At 39.8% G+C, this 14,708-nt stretch carries 11 protein-coding genes and 1 pseudogene; 9 read left to right on the forward strand and 3 right to left on the reverse strand.

What is annotated here, in order from left to right; translation table 11 throughout:
• The 7 genes and pseudogenes from ACPC58_RS09290 to ACPC58_RS09320 form a co-directional block, all read left to right on the forward strand.
• Positions 1–114, forward strand: a pseudogene (locus tag ACPC58_RS09290) (IS66 family transposase zinc-finger binding domain-containing protein); the annotation flags it as partial.
• A 715-nt stretch (positions 115–829) separates the two neighbouring features.
• Positions 830–1,273, forward strand: coding sequence for a zinc-dependent MarR family transcriptional regulator (locus ACPC58_RS09295; RefSeq protein ID WP_217374341.1), 444 nt, complete (start codon positions 830–832; stop codon positions 1,271–1,273).
• Positions 1,274–1,978, forward strand: coding sequence for a metal ABC transporter ATP-binding protein (locus tag ACPC58_RS09300; protein WP_434065857.1), 705 nt, complete (start codon positions 1,274–1,276; stop codon positions 1,976–1,978).
• Entirely contained in the window at positions 1,971–2,783 is an 813-nt protein-coding gene (locus ACPC58_RS09305; RefSeq protein WP_130554925.1) for a metal ABC transporter permease, read from the forward strand. Before ACPC58_RS09300 ends, ACPC58_RS09305 begins: the two co-directional genes overlap by 8 nt.
• 9 nt (positions 2,784–2,792) lie before the next feature.
• Positions 2,793–4,301: a zinc ABC transporter substrate-binding protein AdcA gene (locus tag ACPC58_RS09310; RefSeq protein WP_277845169.1), complete on the forward strand. Its 1,509-nt coding sequence runs from the start codon at positions 2,793–2,795 to the stop codon at positions 4,299–4,301.
• A gap of 103 nt (positions 4,302–4,404) precedes the next feature.
• A complete protein-coding gene (locus ACPC58_RS09315; RefSeq protein ID WP_277837549.1) occupies positions 4,405–4,854 on the forward strand; it encodes a CopY/TcrY family copper transport repressor in 450 nt (149 codons plus the stop codon).
• Positions 4,855–5,021: 167 nt separating this feature from the next.
• Complete coding sequence (locus ACPC58_RS09320; protein ID WP_434065858.1) at positions 5,022–5,231, forward strand: heavy-metal-associated domain-containing protein; 210 nt, start codon at positions 5,022–5,024, stop codon at positions 5,229–5,231.
• 48 nt (positions 5,232–5,279) lie between these two features.
• On the opposite strand, the gene ACPC58_RS09325 is transcribed toward ACPC58_RS09320, so the two are convergent.
• The 3 genes from ACPC58_RS09325 to tyrS all read right to left on the reverse strand — a co-directional run bounded on the left by ACPC58_RS09325 (position 5,280) and on the right by tyrS (position 7,791).
• Entirely contained in the window at positions 5,280–5,960 is a 681-nt protein-coding gene (locus tag ACPC58_RS09325) for a PASTA domain-containing protein (RefSeq protein WP_434065859.1), read from the reverse strand.
• A 140-nt stretch (positions 5,961–6,100) separates the two neighbouring features.
• Entirely contained in the window at positions 6,101–6,478 is a 378-nt protein-coding gene (locus ACPC58_RS09330) for an HIT family protein (RefSeq protein WP_274504334.1), read from the reverse strand.
• A gap of 56 nt (positions 6,479–6,534) precedes the next feature.
• The gene (gene tyrS / locus ACPC58_RS09335) at positions 6,535–7,791 is read right to left on the reverse strand and encodes a tyrosine--tRNA ligase (protein WP_217374338.1); all 1,257 of its coding nucleotides are present in this window, start codon (positions 7,789–7,791) and stop codon (positions 6,535–6,537) included.
• Between the two features lie 152 nt (positions 7,792–7,943).
• On the opposite strand from tyrS, the gene pbp1b reads away from it, so the two are divergent.
• Together pbp1b and rpoB are read left to right on the forward strand one after the other, a co-directional pair.
• Positions 7,944–10,349 carry a penicillin-binding protein PBP1B gene (gene pbp1b / locus ACPC58_RS09340; protein WP_434065860.1) on the forward strand — a complete coding sequence of 802 codons (2,406 nt, stop codon included), beginning with the start codon at positions 7,944–7,946 and terminating at the stop codon, positions 10,347–10,349.
• 770 nt (positions 10,350–11,119) lie between these two features.
• On the forward strand, positions 11,120–14,692 hold the full coding sequence (gene rpoB / locus ACPC58_RS09345) for a DNA-directed RNA polymerase subunit beta (protein ID WP_434065861.1): 3,573 nt from the start codon (positions 11,120–11,122) through the stop codon (positions 14,690–14,692).
• Positions 14,693–14,708 lie beyond the last annotated feature (16 nt).

Raw genomic sequence — 14,708 nt, forward strand, 5'->3', positions numbered from 1 at the left:
TTACAGGGCGAAGACTGCACTTGTCCAGACTGTCATGGACAGTTGAAAGAGATTGGTTCTACTGTTCAACGACAAGAGTTGTTCTTCATTCCTGCACAATCGAAAAAAGTAGAGAAAAAGGTAGGGTTTGAATTGAAATATAATGCAATATACTGCATTTGATAAAAAGAAAAAACGCTTAAAATCAGCGTTTCTCTTATGTATTGATTCGTATTGAATGCTTACTTCACTTCAGTAAGGGTAAAATCATTTGGATCTGCTTTGTTTACCATCATAATGTTCCTTTAATGACATTGTAATAAAGTAAGCATTACTACAAAGTAACTAATTTTAGAAATTATACCTTATTTATAGAGTGAAAAAGCTTCTATAATAATGATAAAATGGGATTTTTGTGTTTAAAAAACTACAAGAACCAAACTCAAAATCCAGTGTCCGCAAGGACGTGCCGGTTCGACCCCGGCCGCCGGTATAGTTTAAAAGACAAGGTTTTGGGACCTTGTCTTTTTGTTTTGAGGTTTTAAAATTTTCAGTTGAGTTACTAAAAATTACTAATCTCTTTATCTAGTTGGTTAATCTGACGGAGTATAATATGTACAACTTTTTGATTTTTATTCACCATTTTCAACTAAACTCTTTAATTCTAAATGTACTTTAATGTCCTCAAGTTCTACCTTATTTTTTCGTCTCAGTCTAGTTTCTAGTTTTCGAGTCAGACTAGAACTTACTTTGACAAGTTAGCTTTTAAATATTTTTTATTTTTTTCTTGTTTTTTTTTTTATTAGCATGATATACTTAACAAGTTAATTAAAAGGTTAAGGATGTGCTTATGAGCCAATTTGCATTAGATATTGAGAAGTGTTTGCATGAAATAGTTTTGAGTTCTGAGAACCAGTTGGAAATATTGGTTGGTTCTTGTCAAAGTACGGTGAAGTTGACGAATACGCAGGAGCATATTTTGATGCTTATTGAAAAAGCTGCCTATACTAATACTGAAATTGCAAAGCAGCTGAATGTTAGTCAAGCTGCTATTACAAAGGCTACTAAATCTTTGGTTGCTCAGGGTTTATTAGTAGCAGTAAAGGATTCAAAGGATGCACGTATTGTTCGTTTTAGTCTGACTGAGGCTGCAAAGCCTATTGCTGCGGAGCATGCGCATCATCATGCACATACTTTGGAAGCTTATGAAGAACTGTTAGGTAGTTATAGTCTTGACGAACAAGAGCTTATTGCAAGATTTTTGAATGAGTTAGTGGAGAAAATTAGAAAATAAATGAGATATATTACTGTGGAAGATTTGTCGTTTTACTACGACAAGGAGCCGGTTTTGGAAAATATTCACTACCATTTAGATAGTGGTGAATTCGTTACATTAACTGGTGAGAATGGGGCGGCGAAATCTACTCTAATTAAAGCAACTTTAGGGATATTAAAGCCAAAACATGGAAAAGTCATTATTGCAGAAAAAAGTATAAAAGGTAAGAAATTACGAATGGCTTACTTACCTCAGCAGATAGCAAGTTTTAATGCTGGCTTTCCGAGTACAGTTTATGAGTTTGTAAAATCTGGTCGTTATTCTCGGCAAGGGTGGTTCCGTCGATTGACAGCCCATGATGAGGAACATGTTCGGATAAGTCTGGAATCTGTAGGGATGTGGGAGCATCGTGAAAAACGTTTGGGAGCATTGAGTGGTGGTCAAAAACAACGAGCTGTAATAGCACGTATGTTTGCTTCGGATCCGGATATTTTTATTTTGGATGAGCCTACTACTGGTATGGATGCAGGGACAAAGGATGCCTTTTACCAGCTCATGCATCACTCAGCCAAAAAGCATGGTAAATCTGTATTGATGATTACTCACGATCCCGATGAATTGAATAAATACGCTGATCGTAATATTCACCTGGTTCGTGATCAACAGTCTCCTTGGCGTTGTTTCAATGTTCATGAAACAGATGAGGAGGTTGTCCATGTTTGATTTATCTGTATTTAATTACGACTTCATGCAACGCGCTTTTCTGGCGATTATTGCCATGAGTTTCTTTTCACCAATCCTAGGGGTTTTCTTAATCCTTAGGCGTCAAAGCCTAATGTCAGATACCCTCAGTCACGTTTCTTTAGCTGGTGTTGCATTCGGTTTGGTTTTGGGTATTTCGCCTACTCTTTCAACAGTACTTGTTGTAATTGTAGCAGCTGTATTTTTGGAATATTTGAGGACTATTTATAAAAACTTTATGGAAATCGGAACGGCAATTCTCATGTCGACTGGTTTGGCGATTTCGTTAATTGTTATGAATAAATCAGGAGGAAAGTCTGGACTTAGCCTGGAACAATATCTTTTTGGTTCGATTGTAACAATCAGTCAAGAACAAGTAGTTGCTTTATTTGTGATTGCTTTGATTGTCATTCTATTGACGTTGTTATTTTTACGTCCTATGTATATTCTTACCTTTGATGAAGATACCGCATTTGTAGATGGATTGCCTGTTAGAGCTATGTCTATTGCCTTTAATGTAGTTACTGGTGTTGCGATTGCTCTTATGATTCCTGCTGCGGGGGCTTTATTGGTTTCAACCATTATGGTTCTACCTGCTTCTATTGCCTTACAACTTGGTAAGAGTTTTAAAGCTGTTATCTTTACGGGGATGGCAATTGGCTTTTTAGGAATGGTGACAGGTTTGATGACATCCTATTATGCAGAAACTCCAGCAAGTGCAAGTATTACCTTGATTTTCATTAGTTTTTTCTTACTGGTGAATGTTGTTCAAAAATTTAGAAAATAAGGAGTAATGATGAAAAAAGTTGGATTGATATTCGTGTCTATTTCAGCTTTGCTTTTAGGAGCATGTGGCAATAGCACAGCTTCTGAAGATGGGAAGCTAAATATTGTAACAACCTTCTATCCTGTTTATGAATTCACTAAGCAGGTGGCAGGTGATGAGGCAAATGTTGATCTGTTGGTTAAGGCTGGAACAGAAGTTCATGATTATGAACCTTCAGCAAGAGATATTGCTCGAATTCAAGAAGCTGATGTTTTTGTTTACGAAAATGAAAATATGGAAACATGGGTTCATGATGTTGAGGAATCTATTGACACCTCAAAGGTCAGTGTGATTAGAGCAACGGAAGGCATGCTCTTGTTACCCGGTAGTGAAGAAGGTGAGGATTACGACCACAGTGAGGAGGGGCATAGCCATGCTTATGATCCGCATGTATGGTTGTCTCCAGCCCGTGCAATTACTCTTGTAGAAACTATTCGAGATAGTTTGGTAGCTAAATACCCAGAAAAGAAAGATATTTTTGAAACAAATGCGGCAGCCTATATTGAGAAATTAGATGCTTTGGATGCTAAATATTCTGAGACACTATCTGCCGCTAAACAGAAGTATTTTGTTACACAACATACAGCTTTTGCTTATTTGGCTTTAGATTATGGTTTGAAACAAGTTTCAATCACAGGTGTTGCTGCGGATGAAGATCCTACCCCTTCGCGGTTAGCCGAATTGACCGACTATATCAAAAAATATGGAATCAAGTATATATACTTTGAAGAAAATGCGTCGAAATCTGTTGCTGAAACACTCGCAAATGAAACAGGTGTTCAGCTGGATGTTCTGAATCCTCTTGAAAGTTTGACAGATGAAGATATGAAAAATGGTAAGGATTATATTTCTGTTATGGAAGATAATCTGACTGCCCTTGAAAAAACAACTTCTCAAGTTGGTTCTGAAATTTTACCAGAGGATGGGGCTGAGACTCCACAAACGGTCTATAATGGGTATTTTGAAGACAGTGCTGTGAAAGATCGTACACTTTCAGATTATGCAGGCGAATGGCAATCTGTTTATCCATATTTGCTTGATGGGACCTTAGATCAAGTCTGGGATTATAAGGCTAAACTGAAAGGCGATATGACAGCTGATGAATATAAGGCATATTATGATACCGGGTACAAAACAGATGTTGATCAAATTAACATTACAGATAACACAATGGAATTTGTGGTAGGCGATAAGAAAGAGAAATTTACTTATAAGTATGTGGGTTATAAGATTTTGACTTACAAAAAAGGAAATCGTGGCGTTCGTTTCTTGTTTGAGGCAACAGATGCAAATGCTAGAAACTATAAGTATGTTCAATTTAGTGATCACAATATTGCACCAGTAAAAACCGGTCACTTCCATATCTACTTTGGTGGAGAGAGTCAAGATAAGCTTTTGGAAGAATTGGAAAACTGGCCGACTTACTACCCTGTTGGTTTGACTGGTTTGGAAATCGGTCAAGAAATGCTGGCTCATTAAGAGAAAAGAAAAGGCTGAACGAGAAGTTCGGTCTTTCTTCTTGACATTTTTTGACTACAGTTGTAAACTATATTTGTAGAAATGGTTAGATGGAGGTGAGATTTTGGAGCAAGCTATTTCAGCTGCAGAGTGGCAGGTGATGCGGGTTCTGTGGGCACAGCCGGGAACGACTTCCCAGGAAATTATTCAGGCCTTGCAGGAAGGATTTGATTGGCAGGCGACGACCATTAAGACACTTTTGGGGCGACTGCGGAAGAAAAACTATTTGCGTATGGCCAAGGAAACAAGCAAGTATCACTATTATCCGCTGATTAGTGAAGAGGAACATTTGCAGGGGCAGGTGGAGCTCTTATTGGCTACCATATGCTCCACGAAGCAGGGGCAACTAGTTGAAAAGCTGCTGGACACAGGGACATTTTCCCAAAAAAGCCTTGAGAATATTGTCAGCAAAATCTCGCAGTTACAAAAGACGGCACCTGAGAGTATTGTCTGTCAGTGTCTGCCAGGTCAATGTACTTGTGGTCATCATCACACACTTCAAAAATCGACATAAGGTGTGTTGATTAAATGAGTGTAAAATTTGGGTGGTGTTACTTGAAAATGAGTAAGTACCAGAGTTCAATCTTTGGCTTGAGGATGTGAACAGAGTTTGCTCAATTTGCAAACCTTTAGAGTTGTGCTACTTTTTATTTTTATTGTGTAAGAACGAGGAGAAAGAACATGAAACAAACCTTGAAATTGAAAAATTTATCTTGTCAAAACTGTGTGAAGCATGTGACAAATCATATCTTGGACTTGGACGGGGTGGAAGAGGTGAAAATCCAGCTGGATCAGCAGTTGGCGGAGGTGGAAACCTCTGTGGCCTATGACTTGAAACGGTACCAAGAGGTGTTGGATGATACAATCTATGAAGTGGAAGAGTTGGTATAAATGAGATAAAAAATAAGGAGAGATTCTAAAATGATCTCTCCTTATTTTTTATTCGACATCCTTGTTTCCAAATAGATTTGGAAGCTGTTTGAATAGTTGCCCCACATCTAATTGATTTTCTTCGGCTTGGCTAGCTAACTGTAGGCTTTGTTCCAATGTTTCTTCATCTAGATATTTTAACTTGATGAGGCTACCTTTCACAGCTGTTGTAGTAAAGAGGTTTGCCTTTGGCTCCATATCAATCACAACATTTATTTTTTGTTTTGCATACTTGGCATCTGCTGTGAGAATTTCCATTGCTGGTTTGAAACCGACTTCTTGCAAGTGTTCGCGAGCCTCTGGAATGGTTAGTCCTATGAGGTTTGGAATTGTAACTTCTTGATTACTCGCATCAATAATTTCTTGGTTGATATAGTAGAGTTTGATGAGGCTTCCTTTATCGAATTTTCCTGCTTTTGGAATCATATCAACTACTTCATTGTCTCGAGTAGTTTCCTGGCGGTATTTTTTATTCGGTTTCACCAGAGTGAGAGTGACTCGAAAACCAATTTCTTCAAGGTGGCGTTTGGCTTCCTCCACAACTAAGTCGATAACATTAGGTACCTGAATTTGACTCAGATTTTTTTCGTGTTGACGGTCTAAAGCTTTATCAAGAATAGGAGCTGCAGCCTGAACAGTATCCCCGATTATTTTTGTAGTATCAGTGATAATATCAACAAGCTTATTCAAATTTTTAGCAGGTTATTCTTTTGAGCCATCTTTCTCTCCTCAATCTTGTAGCATATATGTATTATTATAAAGCACTGGTGAGCTTTTTATCAATAAACTCAAAATATCTTATCTGAAAAATATCTTTGTCGGGCTGCTTTTTATAATGCTTTGAGAAAATGAGTCAAATCCAGTTGCACTTGTGCAAGCGAAATTTGGTCCCAGAAGCCATCTGATTGAAAGCGTGGGATGAGATGAACATGGAAATGGGTGCCAGTGTCAAACAAGCGATCGTTGCAAGCTATGGTCACACCGTCAATTGCCAATGCTTGATAGAGTTTTTCAGTTAACAAGACTTCCAAGTCAGACAGTTCATAGCGAATAGCAGGAGGGACTTGGCTGAGCGTGTCATAGTGTTTCTTGCTGATAATCAGTAGATGTCCAGTTTGGACAGGGTCAATATCCCAGACTACTTTGAAATGTTTCGTCTGGTAGAGAATGGCATTTTCATTGAGTTGGTGGCAAAAAATGCAGGTCATATCTTTTCTCCTAGGTTAGCAGAAAAGGAAATCACATAGGATTTCCTTGAAAAATGTTAATAAGTCAAAACAGAATATTTCTTCTTACCACGACGGATAATGGTCAACTCGCCGTCAATCTTGTCGCTGTCAGAAAGAGTGTAGTCCAAATCCTGCACACGTTCACCGTTGACATAGATGGCACCATTTGCTACATCTTCACGAGCTTGGCGTTTTGAGTTAACAATACCAGAGGTAACCAAGAGTTCAACGATGTTGAGGTTGTCTTCAGCCTGTACAGCGTAGTTTGGAACGTTGCTAAGCCCCTGTTTGAGTTCTTTTGCGGATAGGTTTTTGATATTGCCAGCGAACAATTGTTCAGTAATGTTAAGGGCTTGGTTATAGGCTTCTTCACCATGAACTAATGTCACGACTTCCTTAGCCAAAATTTTCTGAGCCAAACGTTCATGACGGGCTGCATTAAATTGTTCTTCAATCTCTGCAATCTCATCTAGTGATAAGAATGTAAAGATTTTCAAGAAACGAACGGCATCGTCGTCCATGACATTGAGCCAGAATTGGTACATTTCGTAAGGAGAAGTTTTATCAGCATCAAGCCAAACAGCATTACCCTCAGACTTACCAAATTTCTTACCGGTTGAGTCAGTGATGAGCGGAACAGTCATCACGTGACCAGTCCTATCAGCTTTGCGACGTAGCAATTCCGTGCCGGCAGTCATATTGCCCCATTGATCTGAACCACCAATTTGCAATGTAACATTATGCTTATCATTCAACTCATAGAAATCATAGCCTTGCATGATTTGGTATGCAAATTCAGTGTAAGAAATTCCTGTTTCAATTCGTTTTTTAACAGAATCTTTGCTCATCATGTAGTTGACAGTGAAGTATTTACCGACATCACGAAGGAAGTCAATGAAGCTAATATCTGAGAACCAGTCGTAGTTATTGACCATTTCAGCTCTGTTGTCACCATTTTCAAAATCCAAGAAGCGAGAGAGCTGACCCTGGATCTTTGTTACCCAACCGTCTACTGTATCTTTGGTTTGCAAGCTACGTTCCGCGTCTTTAAAAGATGGATCACCAATCAGACCTGTAGCACCACCAACAAGAGCATAAGGTTTGTGCCCAGCTAATTGTAACCGACGGCTTGTTAGGATGGCAACCAGATGGCCTAAATGTAAACTGTCAGCTGTTGGATCATAGCCTGTATAATAAGAAACTTTTCCTTCAGTTAATGCTTTTACCAAGGCTTCTTCGTCTGTCGTTTGAAAGACTAGGCCGCGAGCTTTCAGTTCTTCAAAAATGTTCATGTAGGCTATCTCCTTTTGATTGAATAGTTAGGACCCAAGTCATGTTTTAAAGTATTTGGGTCGAACTTTGTATTAAAAAATTCCTTCCTATTATACCATGAAATTGCGGAAAATATACAAAATTTGGTATAATTGAGTGATAAGGAGTTTTTATGAATAACAAATCAGAAAAACAAGATTTAAAAAAGAAAGTTGATATTCATCAGTTAGAGAATGGTTTTGGAATCTTCCTTCGGACCCTTAAATTATTGATTAATTCGATAGTTGTCTTAGGAATTTTAATTGCTATTTTTGGTGGTGGGGTCGGAGTGGGCTTTGTTGTTAGTCTTTTCGACAAAGTTGAAGTGCCAAAAACAGAAGAGTTGGTTGAAAAGGTATCGGAAGTTAGTCGTATTTCAACGGTAACTTATTCAGATGGTAGTTTAGTTTCAGAAGTAAATTCTGACTTATTACGTATACCAGTTACGTCTGAAGAGGTTTCGGATTATCTAAAGCAGGCTGTTATTGCTACAGAAGACGAAACCTTTGAGACGCATAATGGTGTTGTACCAAAAGCAGTATTACGTGCTGCTTTAGGATCTATCGGACTAGGATCTTCTAGTGGTGGCTCTACTTTGACCCAACAATTGATCAAACAACAATTGGTGGGTGATGCTCCAACCTTTACGCGAAAGGCTAATGAAATCATTTCTGCTTTAGCTTTAGAGCGAAATATGACAAAAAATGAGATATTAACAATTTATTTGAATGTCTCTCCTTTTGGACGAAACAATCAGGGAAAAAATATTGCAGGTGTAGAGGCAGCTGCAAGAGGGATCTTTGGAAAAACGGCTAAGGAGTTAAGCGTCCCACAGGCTGCTTATATCGCTGGATTGCCTCAAAGTCCTATTGTGTATTCTCCGTATGCTTCAGACGGAACACGGAAATCGGATGATGACATGATTTATGGAATTGAGCGTTATCAGGACGTTCTTTATAATATGTATCGAGCTTCTTTTTTGACTAAAGAGGAATACGAAGCTTATAAAGATTATGATATTAAGCAAGATTTTATCGCCCCTGCACCCATCGCTTCAGATACAAAAGACTACCTCTATTATGAAGTTATGGAGGAGGCACAGCAGGTCATGTTTGATTATCTCGTTAAACGGGATGCAGTTTCTGAAAACGACTTGAAAAATGATGATATAAAATCATCATATGAGGAGATGGCGACTCAGGAATTAAGTCAAGGGGGATATATTATAAAGAGTACCGTTGATAAAGGCATCTATTCTGCAATGCAATCTGTCGTAGCGAATTACGGTTCAGTTCTAGACAATGGAAATGAATATGTTGAGACAGGAAGTGTTTTGATTGATAATAGTACAGGAGCTATTCTAGGATTTATTGGTGGTAGAAACTTTGCAACAAATCAAAATAACCACGCCTTCGACACACAACGGTCACCTGCTTCTACTATTAAACCATTGTTAGCTTATGGTATTGCTATTGATCAAGGATTGCTAGGGTCTGCAAGTATTCTATCTAATTATCCCACAAACTTCTCAAGTGGTCAGCCAATTATGTACGGCAGTAGTAAAGGTACTGGTATGATGAATTTACAGACTGCTATTGATATGTCTGTAAATATCCCGGCTTTTTGGACTTATAAAATGATTCAAAACGCAGGGGTTAATGCTAAGGATTACATGGAAAAAATGAATTATCATATTCCAATGTATGATATTGAAAGTGTGCCATTAGGCGGAGGGGTTGAAATCTCTGTATTGACGAATACCAACGCCTATCAGACTTTAGCCAATGGCGGTGTTTATAATAAGCACTATATTGTTGAAAGTATCACTGCATCGGATGGAACGGTGGTATACCAGCACGAAGCTGCTCCCGTTCAAGTGTATTCAAAAGCTACGGCAAGCATTATGAATATGTTATTACGACAAGTGATTAATTCTGGTTACACCTCAACATTCAAAAGTCGATTAAGTAGCTTGAATCCTCAAGCCGCAACATCTGACTTCGTTGGAAAAACGGGTACAAGTAATGAGGTAAATGATGTTTGGTTAATGTTATCTACTCCGAAAGTAACGTTAGGAACATGGGTGGGGAATGATGACAACTCAGAAATGTATGTCTGGACAGGATACTATAATAATTCACAATACGTTGCATACCTTGTGGATGCATTATACAATGTCAAATCGGATATGTTTTCAGGTAAGTTTGAACTGGATAGGAATGTCATCTCCTCTAATGTTGTATCTTCTACTGGTCAACGTGCCGGAACAGTTCAGGTGAATGGTCGTCAAGTAACGATTGGTGGTGCGACCACAACAAGTTATTGGGCCAAAAACGGTGCACCAGTAACCAATTATAATTTCATGGTTGGCGGGACCGACAACGATAAACGTCAGGCTTGGAATACTATAATTGGGTCGCAAACGACCACATCAAGTAGCTCAACTCAACGCAGTAGCTCTAGTCGAAGCAGTGGAACAAGTTCTTCGAGTTCAAATAATGACCAAGATACAGACACTCAGACATCTAGCAGTGACTAATCTTTTAGGGGTTCAAATCGAAGCGCTTGTTCCATATAATTAGATAATGATTCAAAATTAGAGTAGATTACGTGGTTAACATTGTAGAATTTATCTCAAGAGCAAGATAATAGTTTTATGACGATCTCAGGCAAAAAGACAATTCAGCTCGATTGATTACTTTCGAATGATATCCAAGATACAGAACTGATTCATTTCTTGATTTATTCTAGTTCTTGTGTTATAATTGTATAAATTATTTGTCGTGTGTCTTGTTTGAAATATTGTCCAAGCAAGGCTTGCAGCAGTTAAATCACACTTTTTAAAAGGAAGATTTAGCTGCTCTTTTTGTGTCTATGAAGAAGTTCTTTGAGAATTGTTACCTATTCTTAAAGATTCTAAAAATTCAGAAAAAGCAAGCGCAGGTCATCACATGCTGAATATAATTGAACTCGGGCTATACTCCTGTAGAAAAAGATACATCTCCTTGCAATCTTTTGATTGCTTTGTCGATGTCCTATTTTCTTTTGGAGTGTTTGACGCCCTCGTATCTTTAATTGAACTCGACCTAAAACCTGTGTGAAAAAGATAGAGCTCCTCGTGTCTGGTGACACGGCGTCACTCTCCTATTTTCACTTTGGTTTTCACGGTCTCGTATCTTTTAATTGAACTCGCCTACAACTCTGTGAAAAAAGATAAACAGCTCCTAGGAGGCTTGCCTCCGTCGTCGTGTTTCCTATTTTTCTTTGAGTTGTTTACGGCTTAGTATCTTAATACAAAGGAGAAAACTTTTGGCAGGACATGAAGTTCAGTACGGTAAGCACCGTACCCGTCGCAGTTTTTCAAGAATCAAGGAAGTTCTTGATTTACCAAATTTGATTGAAATCCAAACGGACTCTTTCCAACACTTTTTAGATTATGGTTTGAAAGAAGTCTTTGAAGATGTACTTCCAGTTTCAAACTTTACGGATACCATGGAATTGGAATTCGTTGGTTATGAATTGAAAGAGCCTAAGTACACATTGGAAGAAGCGCGTGCGCATGATGCTAACTACTCAGCTCCAATTTATGTGACTTTCCGTCTGGTGAATAAAGAAACTGGCGAGATCAAGACACAAGAAGTCTTCTTCGGTGAGTTTCCAATCATGACTGAAATGGGTACCTTCATCATCAACGGTGCAGAGCGTATCATCGTTTCTCAGTTGGTTCGTTCACCAGGTGTCTACTTTAATGATAAAGTAGATAAGAATGGTAAAGTAGGTTATGGATCAACGGTTATTCCTAACCGTGGAGCTTGGTTGGAATTGGAAACAGACTCAAAAGACATTGCCTACACTCGTATTGACCGTACGCGTAAGATTCCATTCACAACGCTTGTTCGTGCGCTTGGTTTCTCAGGTGATGATGAAATCTTTGATATCTTTGGTGATAGCGAATTGGTTCGCAATACCATTGAAAAAGATATTCATAAAAACCCAGCAGATTATCGTACAGATGAAGCGCTTAAGGAAATCTATGAGCGCCTTCGTCCAGGTGAACCAAAGACAGCTGAAAGCTCTCGTAGTCTTTTGACAGCTCGTTTCTTTGACCCACGTCGTTACGACTTGGCACCTGTTGGTCGTTACAAGATTAATAAAAAACTCAACCTCCGTACTCGTTTGCTCAACCAAACACTTGCTGAGCATGTGATTAACGGTGAGACAGGCGAAATTGTCTTGGAAGCTGGTACTGTATTGAGTCGTGATGTGCTTGAAAAAGTAGAAGCACAATTCGATGAGCTCAACTTGGTAGAGTATATTCCAAATGACAACGCTGTTCTTCTTGAGCCAGTTCTTTTGCAGAAATTCAAGATTGTAGCTCCTAAGGATCCAGAACGTGTTGTGACGGTGATTGGTAATGCTAATCCAGCAGAAAAAGTACGTACAATAACACCTGCGGACATTTTGGCTGAAATGAGCTACTTCCTCAACTTGGCTGAGGGTCTTGGTCGTGTAGATGATATTGACCACTTGGGTAACCGTCGTATTCGTGCCGTTGGTGAATTGCTTGCTAACCAAGTACGTATCGGTTTGACTCGTATGGAACGTAACTTACGTGAGCGTATGTCTGTTCAAGACAATGAAGTATTGACGCCACAACAAATCATCAATATCCGTCCTGTTACAGCCGCAATCAAAGAATTCTTTGGTTCATCTCAGTTGTCACAGTTCATGGACCAACACAACCCACTTTCTGAGTTGTCTCACAAACGCCGTTTGTCAGCCTTGGGACCTGGTGGTTTGACTCGTGACCGTGCTGGTTATGAGGTTCGAGACGTTCACTACACTCACTATGGTCGTATGTGTCCGATTGAAACGCCTGAGGGACCAAACATCGGTTTGATCAACAACTTGTCTTCTTATGGTCACCTCAACAAGTATGGCTTCATCCAAACACCATACCGCAAGATTGACCGTGCAACTGGTACAGTTACAAACGAAATCGTTTGGTTGACAGCGGATGAAGAAGATGCCTACATCGTAGCACAGTCAACATCACCTCTTGATGAAAACAACCGTTTCGTTGATAAGATTGTTATGGGACGTCACCAAGGTAACAACCAAGAGTTCCCAGCAGATTCAGCAGACTTCATGGACGTTTCACCTAAACAGGTAGTTGCCGTTGCGACAGCATGTATTCCTTTCTTGGAAAACGATGACTCCAACCGTGCCCTCATGGGTGCCAACATGCAACGTCAGGCTGTCCCATTGATTGATCCGAAAGCACCATTAGTAGGGACTGGTATGGAATACCAGGCTGCACATGACTCAGGTGCGGCTATTATCGCTCAACATAATGGTAAGGTTGTTTATGCAGATGCGGATAAGGTAGAAGTGCGTCGTGAAGATGGTTCGCTTGATGTCTACCACATTTCTAAATTCCGTCGTTCAAACTCTGGTACAGCCTATAACCAACGCACCCTTGTAAAATTGGGCGACATCGTTGAAAAAGGGGACTTCATCGCAGATGGACCTTCCATGGAAAACGGGGAAATGGCTCTTGGTCAAAACCCTATCGTTGCCTACATGACTTGGGAAGGTTACAACTTTGAGGATGCAGTTATCATGTCTGAACGCCTTGTGAAGGACGATGTGTATACATCTGTTCACTTGGAAGAATACGAATCAGAAACACGTGATACTAAGTTAGGCCCTGAAGAAATCACTCGCGAAATTCCAAACGTTGGTGAAGATGCTCTTCGCAACTTGGACGAAATGGGGATTATTCGTATTGGTGCCGAAGTTAAAGAGGGCGACATTCTTGTTGGTAAAGTCACACCAAAAGGTGAAAAAGATCTTTCTGCTGAAGAGCGCCTCTTGCATGCAATCTTCGGTGACAAATCACGTGAAGTCCGTGATACCTCTCTTCGTGTACCTCACGGTGCCGATGGTGTCGTTCGTGATGTGAAAATCTTTACCCGTGCCAACGGTGATGAATTGCAATCAGGTGTCAACATGCTGGTTCGTGTTTACATCGCTCAAAAACGTAAGATCAAGGTCGGAGATAAGATGGCCGGTCGTCACGGTAACAAGGGTGTCGTTTCACGTATTGTACCTGTTGAGGATATGCCATATCTTCCAGACGGAACACCAGTTGACATCATGTTGAACCCACTCGGGGTGCCATCACGTATGAACATCGGTCAGGTTATGGAGCTTCACTTGGGTATGGCGGCTCGCAACTTGGGCATTCATATCGCAACACCAGTTTTCGATGGTGCAAGTTCAGAAGATCTCTGGTCAACTGTTAAAGAAGCAGGTATGGATTCAGATGCCAAAACCATTCTTTACGATGGACGTACAGGTGAGCCATTTGACAACCGTGTATCTGTTGGTGTCATGTACATGATCAAGCTTCATCACATGGTTGATGATAAACTTCACGCCCGCTCAGTTGGACCATACTCACTCGTTACCCAACAGCCACTCGGAGGTAAGGCTCAGTTTGGTGGTCAGCGTTTCGGTGAGATGGAGGTTTGGGCCCTTGAAGCCTACGGTGCTTCAAACGTCCTACAAGAAATCTTGACTTACAAGTCAGATGATGTGACAGGCCGTCTTAAAGCCTATGAAGCCATCACTAAAGGTAAACCAATTCCAAAACCAGGTGTTCCAGAATCATTCCGCGTTCTTGTCAAAGAATTGCAATCACTTGGTTTGGATATGCGTGTCCTTGATGAAGACAACAATGAAGTAGAATTGCGTGACCTTGATGAAGGTGAAGATGATGATATCATCCACGTAGATGATCTTGAAAAAGCACGTGCAAAAGCCGCAGCTGATGCAGCCGCAGCCTTTGCAGCAGAAGAAGCAGAAGGCAAAGAATAATTAGAATGGATGGAAT

It is taken from the genome of Streptococcus sp. VTCC 12905, from assembly GCF_049893385.1.
In the GTDB taxonomy this organism is placed as follows: domain Bacteria; phylum Bacillota; class Bacilli; order Lactobacillales; family Streptococcaceae; genus Streptococcus; species Streptococcus suis_AA.